Origin of the sequence: Pseudomonas palleroniana, from assembly GCF_022836895.1 — a bacterium.
Classification (GTDB): domain Bacteria; phylum Pseudomonadota; class Gammaproteobacteria; order Pseudomonadales; family Pseudomonadaceae; genus Aquipseudomonas; species Aquipseudomonas palleroniana.
Genome location: NZ_CP092411.1, coordinates 2,248,519 through 2,265,433 on the forward strand (window position 1 = coordinate 2,248,519; position 16,915 = coordinate 2,265,433).

General features: G+C 61.9%; 17 protein-coding genes and 1 pseudogene. 7 read left to right on the forward strand and 11 right to left on the reverse strand.

The window, feature by feature from the left end:
• Positions 1 to 88 precede the first annotated feature (88 nt).
• Positions 89 to 1,048 carry a DMT family transporter gene (locus tag MJP36_RS10310; protein ID WP_090369367.1) on the forward strand — a complete coding sequence of 320 codons (960 nt, stop codon included), beginning with the start codon at positions 89 to 91 and terminating at the stop codon, positions 1,046 to 1,048.
• On the opposite strand, the gene MJP36_RS10315 is transcribed toward MJP36_RS10310, so the two are convergent.
• Positions 962 to 1,333, reverse strand: coding sequence for a VOC family protein (locus tag MJP36_RS10315; RefSeq protein ID WP_161549071.1), 372 nt, complete (start codon positions 1,331 to 1,333; stop codon positions 962 to 964). The genes MJP36_RS10310 and MJP36_RS10315 overlap by 87 nt on opposite strands.
• Positions 1,334 to 1,530: 197 nt before the next feature.
• Here MJP36_RS10315 and dnaX point away from each other — a divergent pair, with 197 nt between their 5' ends.
• The 5 genes from dnaX (at position 1,531) to MJP36_RS10340 (ending at position 7,148) form a co-directional block, all read left to right on the forward strand.
• Positions 1,531 to 3,582 (forward strand): DNA polymerase III subunit gamma/tau, encoded by a 2,052-nt coding sequence (dnaX, locus tag MJP36_RS10320; RefSeq protein ID WP_244385309.1) that lies wholly within the window; start codon positions 1,531 to 1,533, stop codon positions 3,580 to 3,582.
• A 43-nt stretch (positions 3,583 to 3,625) separates the two neighbouring features.
• Positions 3,626 to 3,964 carry a YbaB/EbfC family nucleoid-associated protein gene (locus tag MJP36_RS10325; RefSeq protein ID WP_003193199.1) on the forward strand — a complete coding sequence of 113 codons (339 nt, stop codon included), beginning with the start codon at positions 3,626 to 3,628 and terminating at the stop codon, positions 3,962 to 3,964.
• A gap of 132 nt (positions 3,965 to 4,096) precedes the next feature.
• A complete protein-coding gene (locus tag MJP36_RS10330; RefSeq protein ID WP_060756165.1) occupies positions 4,097 to 5,131 on the forward strand; it encodes an NADP-dependent oxidoreductase in 1,035 nt (344 codons plus the stop codon).
• A 66-nt stretch (positions 5,132 to 5,197) separates the two neighbouring features.
• Entirely contained in the window at positions 5,198 to 5,800 is a 603-nt protein-coding gene (gene recR / locus MJP36_RS10335) for a recombination mediator RecR (RefSeq protein WP_060756164.1), read from the forward strand.
• A gap of 199 nt (positions 5,801 to 5,999) precedes the next feature.
• Positions 6,000 to 7,148 (forward strand): acyl-CoA dehydrogenase family protein, encoded by a 1,149-nt coding sequence (locus tag MJP36_RS10340; RefSeq protein ID WP_244385310.1) that lies wholly within the window; start codon positions 6,000 to 6,002, stop codon positions 7,146 to 7,148.
• On the opposite strand, the gene MJP36_RS10345 is transcribed toward MJP36_RS10340, so the two are convergent.
• Positions 7,149 to 7,697: an adenine phosphoribosyltransferase gene (locus MJP36_RS10345; protein ID WP_090369375.1), complete on the reverse strand. Its 549-nt coding sequence runs from the start codon at positions 7,695 to 7,697 to the stop codon at positions 7,149 to 7,151.
• Positions 7,698 to 7,778: 81 nt separating this feature from the next.
• Positions 7,779 to 8,513: a fumarate/nitrate reduction transcriptional regulator Fnr gene (gene fnr, locus MJP36_RS10350; protein WP_060756161.1), complete on the reverse strand. Its 735-nt coding sequence runs from the start codon at positions 8,511 to 8,513 to the stop codon at positions 7,779 to 7,781.
• Between the two features lie 153 nt (positions 8,514 to 8,666).
• On the opposite strand from fnr, the gene MJP36_RS10355 reads away from it, so the two are divergent.
• Entirely contained in the window at positions 8,667 to 9,152 is a 486-nt protein-coding gene (locus MJP36_RS10355) for a hypothetical protein (protein ID WP_244385311.1), read from the forward strand.
• A gap of 6 nt (positions 9,153 to 9,158) precedes the next feature.
• Here the strand turns inward: MJP36_RS10355 and hemN are convergent, their stop codons facing one another.
• The 8 genes and pseudogenes from hemN to MJP36_RS10395 form a co-directional block, all read right to left on the reverse strand.
• Positions 9,159 to 10,541 (reverse strand): oxygen-independent coproporphyrinogen III oxidase, encoded by a 1,383-nt coding sequence (gene hemN / locus MJP36_RS10360; protein ID WP_244385312.1) that lies wholly within the window; start codon positions 10,539 to 10,541, stop codon positions 9,159 to 9,161.
• Positions 10,542 to 10,643: 102 nt separating this feature from the next.
• The gene (locus MJP36_RS10365) at positions 10,644 to 11,327 is read right to left on the reverse strand and encodes a sulfite exporter TauE/SafE family protein (RefSeq protein ID WP_244385313.1); all 684 of its coding nucleotides are present in this window, start codon (positions 11,325 to 11,327) and stop codon (positions 10,644 to 10,646) included.
• The gene (ccoS, locus tag MJP36_RS10370; RefSeq protein WP_005790284.1) at positions 11,320 to 11,532 is read right to left on the reverse strand and encodes a cbb3-type cytochrome oxidase assembly protein CcoS; all 213 of its coding nucleotides are present in this window, start codon (positions 11,530 to 11,532) and stop codon (positions 11,320 to 11,322) included. Before ccoS ends, MJP36_RS10365 begins: the two co-directional genes overlap by 8 nt.
• A 22-nt stretch (positions 11,533 to 11,554) precedes the next feature.
• A complete protein-coding gene (locus MJP36_RS10375) occupies positions 11,555 to 14,005 on the reverse strand; it encodes a heavy metal translocating P-type ATPase (RefSeq protein WP_244385314.1) in 2,451 nt (816 codons plus the stop codon).
• Between the two features lie 7 nt (positions 14,006 to 14,012).
• The gene (locus MJP36_RS10380; RefSeq protein WP_060756157.1) at positions 14,013 to 14,546 is read right to left on the reverse strand and encodes a FixH family protein; all 534 of its coding nucleotides are present in this window, start codon (positions 14,544 to 14,546) and stop codon (positions 14,013 to 14,015) included.
• A gap of 30 nt (positions 14,547 to 14,576) precedes the next feature.
• Positions 14,577 to 15,993 (reverse strand): annotated as a pseudogene (gene ccoG / locus MJP36_RS10385) (cytochrome c oxidase accessory protein CcoG).
• 207 nt (positions 15,994 to 16,200) lie between these two features.
• Positions 16,201 to 16,611 carry a type II toxin-antitoxin system VapC family toxin gene (locus tag MJP36_RS10390; RefSeq protein WP_244385315.1) on the reverse strand — a complete coding sequence of 137 codons (411 nt, stop codon included), beginning with the start codon at positions 16,609 to 16,611 and terminating at the stop codon, positions 16,201 to 16,203.
• Positions 16,611 to 16,865 carry a type II toxin-antitoxin system Phd/YefM family antitoxin gene (locus tag MJP36_RS10395; RefSeq protein ID WP_060756154.1) on the reverse strand — a complete coding sequence of 85 codons (255 nt, stop codon included), beginning with the start codon at positions 16,863 to 16,865 and terminating at the stop codon, positions 16,611 to 16,613. Before MJP36_RS10395 ends, MJP36_RS10390 begins: the two co-directional genes overlap by 1 nt.
• Between the last annotated feature and the right edge of the window lie 50 nt (positions 16,866 to 16,915).

Genomic DNA, 16,915 nt, shown 5'->3' on the forward strand with positions numbered 1-16,915 from the left:
GATTTCAGAAGTCAGAAACGGTTAATTGTCCTGCGTCCCGTGCCAGCCAAGACTGAGTGCATTCCTACTCAGTTTGCGGATGCCGTCAATGAATACCCCGTCACCTTTCAAGCTTACGCTAGTCATCGCCAGCGTCATCCTTTGCTGGGCCTACTCGCCGATCGGCATACACATGGGGCTGCGCAGCTACAGCCCTGGCCAATTGGCATTGCTGCGGTTTCTGATCGCGTCGGTCTTCATGGGCGGCGTTGCGCTGGCAGTGGGTATTGATCGGCCGCGCCTGCGCGACCTGCCGTGGTTGCTGGTGCTGGGCTTTTTTGGCGTGTTCCTGCATCACACCAGTCTCAACAACGGGCAGCAGTGGGTGACGGCGGCGGCGTCCAGTGTGCTGGCTCAGTCGGCGCCTTTGTTCAGTGTGTTGATCGCAGCGTTCTGCTTGAAGGAGCGTGTCAGTGCCTGGCGTTGGGGCTGTGTGCTGTTGGGGTTGGTCGGCGTGTTGATGGTGATCTGGGGCGATGCGGGGGTGGGGGAGATCGATCCGCGTGGCTTGCTGCTCCTGTTGGCGGCCGTTTCGTGGAGCGTCTATTTCGCTATCCAGAAACACTATGCGCACCACTACAGCCCGCTGACCATGGCGTGCTACATGGTGTGGTTCGGCACGTTGATGCTGGGCGTGAACCTGCCGGGCCTGCCGGCCGCGGTGATGCAGGCGCCGTGGCCGGAGAACCTCTCGGTGCTGGTACTGGGTATTTTCCCCAGCGCCCTGGCGTACCTGGCCTGGGGCTATGTGTTGAAGCATGTCGACGTCAGTCGCGCAGCGGTGGCGATGTACCTCATCCCACCGGTGGCGATGGTGATGGCGGCAACGCTGCTGGGCGAGCACATTGCGTTGCAGGTGATGCTCGGCGGGGTGGTCGTATTGGCCAGCGTGGCTGCCATCAGCCTGGAAGGGCGCTGGGGCTCAGTCACTCAGGCAGAACGCCCGCAGCCGATGGCCATCGAGGTCCTGGGCGACAAAGGTGTAGCCGAAATCCATGGCGGTCGGTGACTGGATGATCGTCGCGCCGCGTTCCAGCCAATGCTCGTGCAGGGTATCGACGGCTGCTTTGTCAGGCAGCGAGAAGCCTACTTCGCCACCGCCCCCGGTGAGCTGGGCGGCCGGCTCTACGGTGTGCCGCGACCACAGGCCCAGCTTGACGCCGTTGTCGAGGATGAATAGAGCGAACGTCGGGCCCAGCTCTACCGGCGGCTTGTCCAGCAAGCGGCTGTAAAAGTTGGCGCTGGTGGCGGGACTGTCGACGTACAGCAGGAAATAGTGACCGACGGTGTTCATGCAGGCTCCTTGAGCACGGGGGGATAAGGGAAACCGAGTCTATAAGACCGTGCTGTCAGTTCTTGTCAGGAGCGTGTCGAGCCTGTTGCAGGGCCTGCCAGGCCTGCCAAATCAGATTAGACGAGCGTGCCGGATGCAATTTCCCCCTTGCTCCGCTAGCATTACCGGCCTCTGCTCTCCAGTTGCGACGGTTTTCGATGAGTTATCAGGTTCTTGCACGTAAATGGCGTCCGCGCTCGTTCCGCGAAATGGTCGGCCAGACCCATGTGCTCAAGGCTCTGATCAATGCCTTGGACAGCCAGCGGCTGCACCACGCCTACCTGTTCACCGGTACACGTGGGGTGGGCAAGACCACCATTGCGCGCATCATCGCCAAATGCCTGAACTGTGAAACCGGCATCACCTCGACACCCTGCGGCACCTGCTCGGTGTGCCGGGAAATCGATGAAGGGCGTTTCGTCGACCTGATCGAGATCGACGCCGCGAGCCGTACCAAGGTCGAAGACACCCGCGAGCTGCTCGACAACGTGCAGTACGCACCGAGTCGTGGCCGCTTCAAGGTCTACCTGATCGACGAAGTGCACATGCTCTCCAGCCATTCCTTCAACGCCTTGTTGAAAACCCTGGAAGAGCCGCCGCCCTACGTCAAATTCATCCTGGCCACCACCGACCCGCAGAAGCTTCCTGCAACGATTTTGTCGCGGTGCCTGCAGTTCTCCCTGAAAAACATGACCCCCGAGCGGGTGGTCGAGCATTTGACCCACGTGCTGGGCGTCGAGAACGTGCCGTTCGAAGACGACGCGTTGTGGCTGCTCGGTCGCGCTGCCGATGGTTCGATGCGCGATGCCATGAGCCTTACAGACCAGGCCATCGCCTTTGGTGAAGGCAAGGTCATGGCCGCCGATGTGCGCGCCATGCTTGGCACCCTCGACCACGGCCAGGTCTTCGATGTGCTGCACGCGCTGATCGAAGGCGACGCCAAGGCGTTGCTCGAAGCCGTGCGCCACCTGTCGGAACAAGGCCCGGACTGGAACGGCGTGCTCTCGGAAATCCTCAATGTGCTGCACCGGGTCGCCATTGCCCAGGCGCTGCCTGAAGGCGTCGACAACGGCCATGGCGACCGCGACCGCGTGCTGGCCCTGGCCCAGGCATTGCCAGCCGAAGATGTGCAGTTCTACTACCAGATGGGCCTGATCGGCCGTCGGGACCTGCCCCTGGCACCGGACCCACGTGGTGGTTTTGAGATGGTCCTGCTGCGGATGCTGGCCTTCCGGCCCGCGGACTCGGCAGACGCGCCGAGACAGCCGCTAAAGCCAGTGGGGATCAGCCAGGCCACAGTTGATTCCGCCAAACCAGTGGCTGGCGCGGCGGTGGTCGCGCCAGTGGTTGCTGCGCCCGCGCCGGTTGTGCCGGTTCATGAACCTGAGCCTGAACCTGTGCCCGCTTCGGTAGCTGAACCGGAACCGGAACCTGTCGTCGAGCCCGAGCCGGTCGTCGACCTGCCCTGGAATGACCCGGTGGAAGCCGAGATGGCGCCGGCCGTGGAGCCCGTGCTGGAAACCACCGGCGAACAGCCGGAACTGACGCCGATGCCCACGCCGACCCCGGACAGCGTGGTGCCCGACGCCCCTGAGTGGGTCAGCGCGCCGGTTCCCGAGCCGACCGTGGCCCAGGTAGATGCCGCCACGCCAGGCATGGACCTCGACGACGAACCGCCGCTGGATGAAGACTACATTGAGCCGGATATGGATTCGGCCTACAGCTACCTGGATGACCTGGCCAGCGAACACACTGCCGAGCCGGCCCCGGAGCCCGAAGCCGAGCCCGCTGCGGCACCGGCCACCGGCCTGGCGTTGCAATGGCTGGAGTTGTTCCCGAAATTGCCGATTTCCGGCATGACCGGCAGTATCGCCGCCAACTGCACGCTGATCTCCATCGAAGGCGATCACTGGCTGCTGCACCTGGACCCGGCCCACAGTGCGCTGTTCAATGCCACACAGCAGCGTCGCCTCAACGATGCCCTGAACCAGTACCATGGGCGTACGCTGACGATCAGCATCGAGTTGATCAAGCCCGAGCAGGAAACGCCGGCGCAGGCCGCCACGCGTCGGCGTATCAACCGCCAGCGCGAAGCGGAAGACTCGATCCATGGTGATCCGCTCATCCAGCAAATGATGCAACAGTTCGGCGCAGTCGTTCGCCAAGATACAATTGAACCTGTCGAAGCCCCGGTGCCCCAGGCATCCTGACACCGGGCTACTAAATTGATCCACGTACTTTGAGGTGATTCCCATGATGAAAGGTGGCATGGCCGGCCTGATGAAGCAGGCACAGCAGATGCAGGAAAAGATGGCCAAGATGCAGGAAGAACTGGCCAACGCCGAAGTCACCGGTAAAGCCGGTGGCGATATGGTCAGCGTGGTGATGACCGGTCGTCACGACATCAAGCGCGTGAGCATCGACCCAAGCGTATTGCCAGGTGTCGGCGAAGATGACCTGGAAATGCTCGAAGCGTTGTTCGCCGCCGCCGTCAATGACGCGGTGCGCAAGATCGAAGCCAACAGCCAGGACAAAATGTCCGGCGTGACCGCCGGCATGCAACTGCCGCCGGGCATGAAGCTGCCGTTCTGATCGGGCGGCGTTAGCTAGACTCCAATGCCAGGCCGCGTGCCTGGCATTTTTGTTTGTGTGATCCGATCGAACCCTGGCGGGGTGCGCAAGGTCTGCACCCTATACCGACGCACTCGATAAAGGAGCCCCCTCATGCCTCAAGAACCGGTCCTGAACCAGCGCATTGTCCTGGTTTCTCGCCCCCAAGGCGCGCCGACGCCGGAAAACTTCCGTCTGGAACGCGTGACCCTGCCGGACTTGGCGGACGGCCAGGTGCTGTTGAAGACGCTGTACCTGTCCCTCGACCCTTACATGCGTGGACGCATGAGCGACGCACCGTCCTACGCAGCACCAGTAGAAATCGACGAGGTAATGACCGGTGGCGCCGTCAGCCGTATTGAGCAATCGCGTAATCCCAAATTCGAGGTGGGCGATCTGGTGGTCGGCTCTACCGGCTGGCAGAGCCACAGCATTTCCGACGGTCGCAACCTGATACCGGTGCCCAAGGGCCTGGCGAGCCCATCGATGGCGTTGGGCGTGCTGGGGATGCCGGGCATGACCGCCTATATGGGCTTGATGGATATCGGCCAGCCCAAGCCTGGCGAGACCCTGGTCGTGGCGGCGGCGTCCGGCGCGGTGGGTTCGGTGGTGGGGCAGGTGGCCAAGCTCAAGGGCTTGCGTGTGGTGGGGATTGCCGGTGGTGCGGATAAATGTCGCTATGTGGTGGACGAGTTGGGCTTTGATGCCTGTATCGACCACAAGAGCGAGCACTTTGCCGATGAACTGGCCCAGGCGTGCTTCAAGGGCGTGGACATCTACTTTGAAAACGTCGGTGGCAAGGTTTTCGATGCGGTGGTGCCGCTGCTCAACCCCAAGGCACGTATTCCACTGTGCGGCCTGATCGCCGGCTATAACGCCCATGAGGCGCCGAGTGGGCCGGATCGCCTGCCGGCATTGCAACGGACCTTGCTTACCAAGCGCGTACGTATCCAGGGCTTTATCGTGTTCGACGACTATGGCGACCGCCAGCCCGAATTCCTCAGTGCGATGGCGCCGTGGGTGCGCGACGGCAAGATCAAGTTCCGCGAGGACGTGGTCGACGGGCTGGAGCAGGCGCCTGAAGCCTTTATTGGTTTGCTGGAGGGGCGCAACTTCGGCAAGTTGGTGGTGCGCCTCGCGCAGGATTGACCATTTGACGCTAATCCGGGGCGCGGGTATAAACCGCGTCTCGTTGTTTTGTCGGACCCATTGCCCATGAGCTTCAGCCCCCTGATTCGCCAACTGATCGACGCCTTGCGTACCTTGCCGGGCGTGGGTCAGAAAACCGCCCAACGCATGGCGCTGCAATTGCTGGAGCGTGATCGCAGCGGCGGTACCCGGTTGGCCCAGGCCCTGAGCCAGGCCATGACGGGTGTGGGGCACTGTCGCCAGTGCCGCACCCTCACCGAGGAAGAACTCTGCCCGCAATGCGCCGATCCACGCCGTGACGACACGCTGTTGTGTGTGGTGGAAGGGCCGATGGACGTGTACGCGGTGGAGCAGACCGGTTACCGCGGGCGCTACTTCGTGCTCAAGGGGCACTTGTCTCCCCTGGATGGCCTGGGGCCGGAAGCCATCGGCATTCCACAACTGGTGGCGCGCATTGAAGAGCAGGGCACTTTCACCGAAGTGATCCTGGCCACCAACCCGACGGTGGAAGGTGAGGCCACGGCGCACTACATCGCGCAGCTGCTGACCAATAAAGGCCTGGTCACCTCGCGTATTGCCCATGGCGTACCGTTGGGTGGCGAGTTGGAACTGGTGGATGGCGGCACCTTGGCGCACTCCTTTGCCGGTCGCAAGCCCATCGCCCTCTAAAGAACAACGCAGCAAAACCTGTGGGAGGGGGCTTGCTCCCGATGGCGATCTTACAGTCGATACCTGATTGACTGAACCACCGCTATCGGGAGCAATCCCCTTCCCACAATGGTTTTGCATTGCTGGCAGTATTTGCGTCCGGCTTGATAACCAAGCAAGCGCTTGGTAAGTTCGCTCTACCTCTGCGTGGAGTTTGCCGATGTCTGCCTATCAGGACTACTTCGACCCCAGCCATCTCTTGGTCCGCGACAGCGTGCGCCGTTTTGTCGAGCGCGAGATGTTGCCGGGCATCGAGCAATGGGAGGAGGCCGCAAGCTTTCCCCGCGAGTTGTACCGCAAGGCAGGTGCTGCGGGGATTCTGGGCATCGGTTATCCCGAAGCGCTTGGCGGCAGCCATGAGGGTGACCTGTTCGCCAAGGTGGCCGCCAGTGAAGAGTTGATGCGCTGCGGCTCTGGCGGAGTGGTGGCCGGCTTGGGTTCGCTGGATATCGGCTTGCCACCCGTCGTCAAATGGGCCAGGCCCGCGTTGCGGGAGCGTGTCGTACCGCAGGTGTTGTCCGGCGAGAAGATCATCGCCCTGGCCGTAACCGAGCCGAGCGGCGGTTCTGATGTGGCCAACCTGCAAACCCGTGCGGTCCGTGAGGGCGAGCATTACCGCATCAGCGGCAGCAAAACCTTTATTACCAGTGGCAGCCGCGCCGACTTCTACACCGTCGCCGTACGTACCGGCGGGCCGGGCTTTGGCGGTATCAGCCTGCTGCTCATTGAAAAAGGCACCCCAGGCTTCACGGTCGGTCAGCCCCTGAAGAAGATGGGCTGGTGGGCGTCGGACACGGCTGAACTGTTCTTCGACGATTGCCGGGTGCCGGTGAGCAACCTGATCGGCGCCGAGAATATGGGGTTTGCCTGCATCATGGGCAACTTCCAGAGCGAACGCCTGGCCCTGGCGTTGATGGCCAATATGACCGCGCAGCTGGCACTGGAGCAAAGCCTTGAGTGGGCTGCCCAGCGCGAAGCGTTCGGCAAGCCCATCGGCAAGTTTCAGGTGCTCAAGCATCGGTTGGCGGAAATGGCCACTGCCGTGGAAGTGTCCCGCGAGTTCACCTATCGCCAGGCGGCCAAGATGGCCGCCGGCAAGAGTGTGATCAAGGAGATTTCCATGGCCAAGAACCTCGCCACCGACACGGCCGACCGCGTCACTTATGACGCGGTGCAGATCCTCGGTGGCCAGGGTTACATGCGTGGCAACCTGGTGGAGCGGCTGTACCGCGACAACCGCATCCTGTCCATCGGGGGTGGCACTCGCGAAGTGATGAATGAAATCATCAGCAAGCAGATGGGGCTTTGATCAGCGCTCGGTCAATGCGAACTGGGTCAGGCAGAACGTCGGAATGCCCATGTCTTCCAGGCGCTGTGAGCCGCCCAGCTCCGGCAGGTCGATGATCGCCGCGGCTTCGAAGATCTTCGCGCCCATGCGACGCACCAGGTTGGCGGCAGCGATCAGGGTACCGCCGGTGGCGATCAAATCATCGAACATCAAGACCGAGTCGCCTTCGCACAGACTGTCGGCGTGCACTTCCAGGAAAGCTTCACCGTACTCGGTCTGGTAACCCTCGGCCAACACATCGGCGGGCAGCTTGCCTTGCTTGCGGAACAGGATCAGCGGTTTGTTCAACTGGTAGGCGATGATCGAGCCGATCAGAAAGCCCCGCGCATCCATCGCGCCGATATGCGTGAAGTCGGCTTCTACATAGCGATGGGCAAAGCTGTCGGCCACCAGGCGCAGGGCGCGGGGTGATTGGAACAGCGGCGTGATGTCACGAAAGATCACCCCAGGCTTGGGGAAGTCGATGACAGGGCGGATCAGGGATTTGATGTCGAACGAATCGAAGGTCATCGTCGAAGAGTCCTGGGAGCGGAAAACGGACTCGAAGTATACCTGCGGCCCCGCCGATTGGCGCGGCCGCAGGTGGCTGGATCAACTCTCCAGCGCCCCCCCGGCCAGCGAACACAGCTGGATCGGGTCAAGGATGTGCACTTCCTTGCCCTCTGCGGCGATCAGCTCGTTCTGCTGGAAGCGGGTAAACACCCGGGACACGGTTTCCACCGCCAGGCCCAGGTAGTTGCCGATTTCATTGCGCGACATGCTCAGGCGGAACTGGTTGGCCGAGAAGCCACGGGCGCGGAAGCGTGCCGACAGGTTGACCAGGAAGGTAGCGATGCGCTCGTCGGCGGTTTTTTTCGACAACAGCAGCATCATTTGTTGATCGTCGCGGATCTCGCGGCTCATCACGCGCATCAACTGGCGGCGCAGTTGCGGCAGTTGCAAGGCCAATTCATCCAGACGCTCGAAGGGGATTTCGCATACCGACGTCGTCTCCAGAGCCTGGGCCGATACCGGGTGAATCTCGGTGTCCATGCCGGACAACCCTACCAATTCGCTGGGCAGGTGGAAACCGGTGATCTGTTCTTCGCCGCTGTCGCTCAGGCTGAACGTCTTCAACGCCCCCGAACGCACTGCATAGACGGAGTCAAACTTGTCGCCCTGGCGAAACAGAAACTCGCCCTTTTTCAGCGGGCGGCCGCGTTTAACGATATCGTCCAGCGCATCCATGTCTTCCAGATTCAACGAAAGTGGCAGGCACAGGGGAGCCAGGCTGCAATCCTTGCAATGGGCCTGGCTGTGAGCGCGCAGTTTAACTGGCTCGGACATTTCTTAAATCCTTGTGGGAAATCACACATAAGACGTAAGGGTAACGCACCGAGGGTAGCTGAGGCCAGCGTGTACAAAAAAGCGGCAGCGGTATACAGGTTTTTGTATCGCTGCCGATACATTGTTGTCTCTCAACGAGCAGGAGCTCAGATCATGTCCGTCAGCAGTGTCCAGAACCCACAGATTAATGTGGCTGCAGTGTCGGTCTGGAAGGCCGCCGATGCCTCCAAGGACAAAGACGCCGCCTCCAAGGCACCCAACGCGGCAGAAACCGCTGAACCCAAGACCACCGAGGGGGTAAAGGTCGTCATCTCCGGAGAGGCGATGGGCGCATCGAAGGCCGAGCAATCGGCCAATAGCGATATCGACAACAGCAGCCTGAGCGATAGCGTCAAGCAGTTGCTGAAAATGATCCGTGAACTCAAAAAGCAGCTTGCCGAAAAAATGGCCGAAATGGCAGCGGTCATGGCCGATAATTCCATGACGCCTGAGGCGCGCCTGGTGAAGGTGGGCAACCTGCAGGCTGGCGTGTCGGCATTACAGGCTGGCTTGACCTTGGCTCAGACCGCTTTGGCCAAGGCCATGAAAGACCAGCCACCGTCGGCTCAATTGGAAGCCATGAGCCTGGCCTCGCGCTAACCGGGCTCAGATGACCCGCGAGAATCGCTGCCTGTTCTGGTGCTCCAGATAGGCATCGAACACCATGCACACCGAGCGCACCAGCAAACGTCCGGCCGGCAGCACGCGAATGCTGTGGGCATCCAGTTCGATCAGGCCGTCTGCCGCCATGGTCTCCAGCTGTGGCCACAGCTCAAGGAAATAGCCGCGAAAATCAATGTTGAAGGCGAGTTCGATCTGCTCGAAGTCCAGGCTGAAGTTGCAGATCAACTGCTGAATCACCTCGCGTCGCAAGCGGTCGTCGGTGGTGCAGACCAAGCCACGGCTGGTTGCCAGTTGCGCGCCGGCCAGGGCGTTCTGGTACTGGTTCAAGTCGCTGCTGTTCTGGCAGTACAGGTCGCCGATCTGGCTGATCGCCGATACCCCCAGCCCGATCAAGTCGCAATGGCCGTGGGTGGTGTAGCCCTGGAAATTGCGCTGCAACCTGCCTTCCTCCTGTGCAATAGCCAATTCATCATCCGGCAGGGCGAAGTGGTCCATGCCGATGTAGCGGTAACCGGCCTGGGTCAATTGCTCGATGGTGGTTTGCAGCATCAGCAGTTTTGCCGCAGGCGAAGGCAAGTCGTCGGTGTTGATGCGCCGCTGCGGCATAAAGCGCTCGGGCAGGTGCGCGTAGTTGAACACCGACAGGCGATCCGGTTGCAGGCTGATCACTTCTTCCACCGTGCGCGCGAAGTTCAACGGCGTTTGCTTGGGTAAGCCGTAGATCAGATCAATGTTGATCGAACGAAACTGCAAGGTGCGCGCGGCGTCGATCACTGCGCGGGTTTCTTCCAGGCTTTGCAGGCGGTTGACCGCCCGTTGCACCTCCGGGTCAAGGTCCTGCAGGCCAATGCTCACGCGGTTGAAACCCAGTTCACGCAACAGGCCCATGGTGGCCCAGTCGGCTTCGCGAGGGTCGATCTCGATGCCGTAGTCGCCCGAGTCATCATCGAGCAAATTGAAGTGCTGGCGCAGGTGTGTCATCACCTGGCGCAGTTCGTCGTGGCTGAGAAAGGTCGGGGTGCCGCCGCCGAAATGCAGCTGCTCCACGGGCTGTTTCGGGTCCAGGTGACAGGCCACCAACTGGATTTCCTGCTCCAGGCGTTGCAGGTAGGCTTGGGCGCGGCCACGATCCTTGGTGATCACCTTGTTGCAAGCGCAGTAATAGCAAATGTTCGCGCAGAACGGCACGTGGATATACAGCGATAAAGGCCGGGCGGCTTTGCGGCTTTCGCGCAGGGCGTGCAGCAGGTCGAAGGTGCCGACCTGGCTGTCGAATTGTACGGCGGTGGGGTAGGACGTGTAACGCGGCCCCGCCAAGTCGTAGCGGTGAATCAGATGTGTGTCCCAACGAATGGCGTCGAGCATGCGGGCGGTCCCCCGGATAGGCTAGTGGGCCGAGTCTAGGGGCGAGCCGCAGGTGGCATGTTGATTTGCATCAACGGGGAGCGGCGCTATGCCACATGGCCGTTAATGGCCCATCAACCAGTGCTGATGCGGGCCAGGCAGGGTCCATAAGCCAAACACAATTACCCATACGCCACCGGCCACACGCACGCTGCGTTTGCGCAGCCAGGCGGTGACGCGTTCGGCCGCCAGGCCGGTCGCCAGCAACACCGGCCAAGTGCCCAAGCCAAACGCCAGCATCAGCAGTGCACTGTCCAGCGCATTGCCCTGGCTCGCCGCCCACAGCAGGGAGCTGTAGACCAAGCCACACGGCAACCAGCCCCAGAGCGCGCCCAGCAGCAGGGCACGGGGCAGGCTGGACACCGGCAGCAAACGGCTGGCGACGGGCTGGATATAGCGCCACAGGCCGCGTCCGAGGCTTTCGATGCGGGTCAGGCCGCTCCACCAGCCGGCCAGATACAGGCCCATGCTGATCAGCAGTAGCCCGGCAAGCACGCGCATGAACATCGCCGCGGGGCTGTTGGCCAGCGCCCAGCCGGCCAGGCCGATCAACAACCCGGCCGTCGCGTAGCTGAGGATGCGCCCCAGGTTGTAGGCCAGCAGCAGGCGGAACCTGTGGCCGCGTTGGTGCTTGGGAATCGCCAGGGTCAGCGCACCCATCAGCCCGCCACACATGCCCAGGCAATGGCCGCCACCGAGCAAACCGAGGATCAGCGCCGAGACCAGCAGGGGGGCCAGCTCAAGCATGGGGAGGGTCTTTGGGCGGTTGTTCCGGGCCGTTCGCTTCGTCGATGGCGGCCAGGTGGTTCGGGTCCTGATCGTCGAACAGCACGCTGTGGGCCGGGCCGTCGAGGTCTTCGTACTGGCCGCTGTCCACGGCCCAGAAGAAGATGTAAATGGCCACGCCCACTAACAGCAGCGCCGCCGGGATCATCACGTATAGAGCTGGCATCTGCACTCCATGCCCGCAGGCCTCAAACCGGCAGCGGGCGGGTTACCAAGGGGGCGCCGGCTGGCTGCACATTCGGCAGGCGAGCCAGGCGCAGCGCATTGAGCACCACAGTCAAGGAACTGAGGGACATGCCGATCGCGGCCCAGATCGGGGTGATCCAACCCAGGGCGGCAAACGGCAGCATAAGGCCATTGTACAGCCCGGCCCACAGCAGATTCTCGATGATGACCCGCCGGGTACGCCGGGCCAGGCTAAAGGCTTGCACCAGGGCATCGAGGCGGTTGGACAGCAGCACGGCGTCGGCGCTGGTTTTCGCCAGGTCCGTGGCCGACCCCATGGCCACGCTGATATCGGCGGCGGCCAGCACCGGTACATCGTTGACGCCATCACCCAGCATCAGCACGGTGCGGCCTTCCTGGTGCAAGCGTTGCAGCACCCGCAGCTTGTCATCCGGGCGCAGGCCGCCGTGGGCTTCGTCGATGCCCAGGTCGGCGGCGACGCTGGCGACCATTGGCGAACTGTCACCGGACAGCAACAGCGTGCGCCAGCCACGGGCCTTGCACGCAGCCAGCAGGGACGCTGCATCGCTGCGCAAGCGGTCATCCAGCACGAACCAGGCCAGGGCGCCATGGCTGTCGCCCAGCAGCAGCCATTGGCCGGCTGCGTCCGGTGCCTCAGGCAGCGGGCACCCACTCAGTTCGCAGACAAAGGCGGCCTGGCCGATGCGCAGGCGGCGTTCGCCCACGCGCCCCTCCAGCCCCAGCCCTGGGGCACTGATGACCTCTTCAGCGGCCAACGGCGCGCGTCCGAAGGCTCGGGCGATGGGGTGTTCGGAGCGGTTTTCGAGGGCGGCGGCGAGGCTCAGGCAGTCATCGCTGTTCAACGCGCCCACGGGGCGTATGGCACGTAACGCCAGGCGACCTTCGGTCAGGGTGCCGGTCTTGTCGAAAATCACCGTATCGATCTGGTTCAAACCTTCCAGTACATGGCCGCGAGTCAGCAGCAGCCCGAGTTTGTGCAGGGTGCCGGTGGCGGCGGTGAGGGCGGTCGGGGTGGCCAGCGACAGCGCACAAGGGCAGGTCGCCACCAGCATTGCCAGGACGATCCAGAACGCCCGCGTCGGGTCCAGTTGCCACCACGCCAGGCCGATCAGCAGCGCGGCGACCAGTGAGCACAACAGGAACCACTGCGCCGCGCGGTCGGCGATTTGCGCCAGGCGCGGTTTCTCGGCCTGGGCGCGCTCCAGCAGGCGCACGATGGCCGACAGGCGGGTGTCATGGCCCAAGGCGCGCACCTCGACGGTCAGTGCGCCTTCGATGTTCAGCGTACCGGCGGTGACGGTGTCACCGGTAAAGCGCGATTGCGGCAGGTATTCGCCGGTCAGCAGCGATTCGTCGATGCTCGATTGACCCTCGAGAATCACACCGTCGGCCGGCAGGACGGCGCCCGGATGTACCAATACCCGATCACCCAACGCCAACTCACTGAGCAGGATGCGCTCGCTCTGCCCACCGCTGTTCAAGCGCAGGCACGAGGCGGGCAACAGGTTGACCAACTGCGCGGTGGCGGCGGCGGTGCGCTCACGAGCGCGGCGTTCCAGATAGCGGCCGGCCAGCAGGAACAGCGCGAACATGCCCACCGCGTCGAAATACAGTTCGCCGGACCCGGTAATCGCGGTCCAGATGCCCGCCAGGTACGCGCCGCCAATCGCCAGGGACACCGACACATCCATGGTCAGGTGACGTGTACGCAAGTCGCGCAGGGCGCCCTTGAAAAACGGCGCGCAGCTGTAGAACACGATGGGGGTTGTGAGAAACATCGCCACCCAGCGCAGGATCACATGCAGTTCCGGGCTCAAATCGATGTTGAATTCAGGCCAGGTCGCCATGGTTGCCATCATCGCCTGGAACCACAACAAACCGGCCACCCCCAGTTGGCGCAGGGCCAGGCGGTTCTCGCCGGCCAATTGCTGGGCTGCGCGGTCGGCCTGATAGGGGTGGGCGGCATAGCCAATATGACGCAGTTCACCGAGCAACCGGCTCAACGGCAATTGAGCGTCGGCCCAGCGGACTTGCAAGCGATGGTTGGACAGGTTCAGCCGCGCCTCCGCCACAGCGGGCAGGCTGCGCAGGTGTTTTTCGATCAGCCAGCCACACGCGGCGCAACTGATGCCTTCCATCAACAGGGTGGCTTCCGCCAGTTCGCCTTCGTGGCGTACAAAGGGCTTTTGCACGTCGGCGCGGTCGTACAGCGCCAATTCGTCCACGAGTTGCACCGGCAACGCCTCGGGGTTGGCCGAGGCTTCGCTGCGGTGCTGGTAGTAGCTTTCCAGCCCACCGGCAACGATGGCTTCGGCCACCGCCTGGCAGCCTGGGCAACACAACTCACGGGGTTCACCCAGGATCTGCGCGGTAAACCGGCTGCCCGCCGGGACGGGCAGGGCGCAGTGGTAGCAGGGGATGGGGCTGGTCATGGTCGGGTTACTGGTCTTCAGCACCTTGCAGCGGTTCGTCACCCAACAGCAGGTCCTTGTCGTGGCTGACCTGCTCTTCTTCGAACAGGCGCCAGGTCTTGTCACCTTCTACGCCGAGCAGTTCCACGAAGCGTCGGCCGTCGACCTTGTCGGTGACCTGACCGATGTAGCGCCCGGGTTCGCTGTCGCTACGGGTCAGGATGATCTTGCGGTCCTTCTGCGGCTGGGTTGGCGAAATCAGGTTCAACTCCAGCGTATTCGGGTTGCTGTTGCCGGTCAGGCGCAGGTCGACTTCGCCAGTCAGCTCGTCCAGGTGCACCGATGCACGCAGTTGCAGGGTCTGCGCCAGTTGTTCGCGATCCAGGGAGCGGTTGATGCCTTTGCCGGCCTCGTAATAGTTGTCGTTGACCAGGTTGTCGGGGTTTTTCACCGCGATAGTCACCATGGACAGGGTCAAGGTCACCGAGCAGGCCAGGATGCCAATGATGATCCAGGGCCAAAGGTGCTTGTACCAAGGGCTTGCGGCAGTTGCTGCGGGCATTGTGGCGCTCTCTTTTAACGGGCTTTTTGTTTATCGGACCTGGGGGCCGATGAATCGGCTCTTGGCTTCAACGTGGACGCTGTCGTCATCGGCATCCTTGAGGATGAATTGCACCTCGTTGGTGCTCGACGGCAGTTGCTCGGGGGCGCTGGACAGTTCCACCGGCATGCTGAAGATATCCCCGGCGGCGACTTTGATCTCGCGGCGGCCTTGCAGCTTGAGGTCCGGCAGGCCCGCTGCGTCGAGCACGTAGGTGTGGTCGCGCTGGTCTTTGTTCATGATCTTCAGGCTGTAGACGTTTTCGATGCGGCCTTCGGCGTTTTCGCGGTAGAGCACGCGGTCTTTGCTGACGTCGAAGCCCACCAGCGAGCGCATGAAAAATGCCGTGACCAGCAGGCTGATCATCGCCAGCAGGACCAGGGCGTAGCCGATCAACCGTGGGCGCAGCTTGTGAGTCTTCTGCCCGGACAGGTTGTGCTCGGTGGTGTAGCTGATCAGGCCGCGTGGGTAGTCCATCTTGTCCATGATGTTGTCGCACGCGTCGATACAGGCGGCGCAACCGATGCATTCGATTTGCAGGCCGTCGCGGATGTCGATCCCGGTCGGACAGACCTGCACGCACATCGTGCAATCGATGCAATCGCCCAGGCCCTGGGCCTTGTAGTCGACGCCTTTTTTGCGCGGGCCACGCACTTCACCGCGACGCGGGTCGTAGGAGACGATCAAGGTGTCTTTGTCGAACATCACGCTCTGGAAGCGTGCGTACGGGCACATGTAGATGCACACCTGTTCACGTAGCCAGCCGGCGTTGCCATAGGTGGCGAGGGTGAAGAAGCCCACCCAGAAATAGGACCAGCCATCGGCCTGGCCGGTGAAGAAGTCGAACACCAGCTCGCGGATCGGCGAGAAGTAGCCGACAAAGGTCATGCCGGTGACAAAGCCGATCGACAGCCACAGGCTGTGCTTGCTCAATTTTCGCAGGAACTTGTTGATGCCCATCGGCGCTTTGTCGAGCTTGATGCGCTGGTTGCGATCGCCTTCGGTGACCTTTTCGCACCACATGAAGATCCAGGTCCACACGCTTTGCGGGCAGGTATAACCGCACCACACGCGACCGGCGTACACCGTGATAAAGAACAGGCCGAATGCGGCAATGATCAACAGGCCCGACAGCAGGATGAAATCCTGGGGCCAGAAGGTCGCGCCAAAAATGAAGAATTTACGTTCCGGCAGGTTCCACCACACCGCCTGGTGGCCCCCCCCAGTTCAGCCATACCGTGCCGAAATAGAGCAGGAACAGACCGGCACCGCCGAGCATGCGCAAATTACGGAACAGGCCGGTGAAGGCGCGGGTGTAGATCTTCTCTCGCGAGGCGTAGAGATCGACCGTGTTGCTGGCGTTTTTGGCAGGCGGGGTAACGTCATGTACCGGTATCTGGTTGCTCATCATTGCATCCCACGGCGGTGGAGACTTGCCTCGGCCAGTACGTGCCGGCCGGGGTCAAATTGGGGTGTGGCAGTGGCCTAATGATACGCCCCCGGTGGTGCTGCAAGGGTGCGACCTTTGGTCGCGTTGGGGGGAATTCAATTGATGGTATATGTGATCTGGATCAATTGACTTGGGAAGTATGGACGGTTTTTGCGTCAAGGCGGGTCATTCGTTCCATGGATTGAGCAACGGAACGCCGCTGGATCGAAAGTCGCAGACATTGCGCGTCACGACGGTCAGCCCATGCACCAGCGCTGTCGCGGCGATCAGTGCATCACTCTCATTAGCCTGGTCGGGTACATGCAATTGCGCACAACGCAGCGCAACTGCGGCATCGACAGGCAGGATCCTGGCATCAAAGGCGGGCATTACGTGCTTTTTCAGCCAGGTTCGTAACACCTTCCCTTGCATTGGGTCTCGACGTTCAATGCGCAAGACGCCGGTCTCCAGCTCCTTGAGGGTGATAGCCGAGATGAACATGCGTGGAGCAATGACACTTTTTGCCCAGGCGACGACTTTGGCGTCAGCCTGGGGTTTACGAAGTTCAGAGATTACGTTGGTGTCGAGCAGGTACATCAAGAGAGGTCCACAGGTCGATGGATGATCACGGCACGTTCGGTTTCGAACTCGATATCGGCCGCTTCCGACATCACCAGCAGGTCAACGATGTCAGCATCGAGGCCTGTCAGTTTCTGGTAGTCCTCAATGCTTAGCAGGACATGGGCAGGCTTGCCGCGATCGGTGATAAAAACCGGCCCTTGGCGAGCGGCTTTTTTGGCACCACTTGTGTCTTGATTGAATTCCCGGCTGGAAATGGTGGTGATGGTCATGGGGTATCCCCCTTCGTCAGATTTTATGTAGGCACGTTACTACTTAGGTT

What these genes read in the sequence shown, in the direction of transcription:
- MJP36_RS10325 (WP_003193199.1), top strand. Translation starts at nt 3,626, where the DNA reads ATGATGAAAGGTGGCATGGCCGGCCTGATGAAGCAGGCACAGCAGATG.
- ccoS (WP_005790284.1), bottom strand. Translation starts at nt 11,532, where the DNA reads ATGCCAGCTCTATACGTGATGATCCCGGCGGCGCTGCTGTTAGTGGGC.
- MJP36_RS10310 (WP_090369367.1), top strand. Translation starts at nt 89, where the DNA reads ATGAATACCCCGTCACCTTTCAAGCTTACGCTAGTCATCGCCAGCGTC.
- MJP36_RS10345 (WP_090369375.1), bottom strand. Translation starts at nt 7,697, where the DNA reads ATGACCTTCGATTCGTTCGACATCAAATCCCTGATCCGCCCTGTCATC.
- MJP36_RS10375 (WP_244385314.1), bottom strand. Translation starts at nt 14,005, where the DNA reads ATGACCAGCCCCATCCCCTGCTACCACTGCGCCCTGCCCGTCCCGGCG.
- MJP36_RS10355 (WP_244385311.1), top strand. Translation starts at nt 8,667, where the DNA reads ATGTCCGTCAGCAGTGTCCAGAACCCACAGATTAATGTGGCTGCAGTG.
- MJP36_RS10395 (WP_060756154.1), bottom strand. Translation starts at nt 16,865, where the DNA reads ATGACCATCACCACCATTTCCAGCCGGGAATTCAATCAAGACACAAGT.
- MJP36_RS10365 (WP_244385313.1), bottom strand. Translation starts at nt 11,327, where the DNA reads ATGCTTGAGCTGGCCCCCCTGCTGGTCTCGGCGCTGATCCTCGGTTTG.
- hemN (WP_244385312.1), bottom strand. Translation starts at nt 10,541, where the DNA reads ATGCTCGACGCCATTCGTTGGGACACACATCTGATTCACCGCTACGAC.
- dnaX (WP_244385309.1), top strand. Translation starts at nt 1,531, where the DNA reads ATGAGTTATCAGGTTCTTGCACGTAAATGGCGTCCGCGCTCGTTCCGC.
- MJP36_RS10315 (WP_161549071.1), bottom strand. Translation starts at nt 1,333, where the DNA reads ATGAACACCGTCGGTCACTATTTCCTGCTGTACGTCGACAGTCCCGCC.
- fnr (WP_060756161.1), bottom strand. Translation starts at nt 8,513, where the DNA reads ATGTCCGAGCCAGTTAAACTGCGCGCTCACAGCCAGGCCCATTGCAAG.
- recR (WP_060756164.1), top strand. Translation starts at nt 5,198, where the DNA reads ATGAGCTTCAGCCCCCTGATTCGCCAACTGATCGACGCCTTGCGTACC.
- MJP36_RS10340 (WP_244385310.1), top strand. Translation starts at nt 6,000, where the DNA reads ATGTCTGCCTATCAGGACTACTTCGACCCCAGCCATCTCTTGGTCCGC.
- MJP36_RS10330 (WP_060756165.1), top strand. Translation starts at nt 4,097, where the DNA reads ATGCCTCAAGAACCGGTCCTGAACCAGCGCATTGTCCTGGTTTCTCGC.
- MJP36_RS10390 (WP_244385315.1), bottom strand. Translation starts at nt 16,611, where the DNA reads ATGTACCTGCTCGACACCAACGTAATCTCTGAACTTCGTAAACCCCAG.
- MJP36_RS10380 (WP_060756157.1), bottom strand. Translation starts at nt 14,546, where the DNA reads ATGCCCGCAGCAACTGCCGCAAGCCCTTGGTACAAGCACCTTTGGCCC.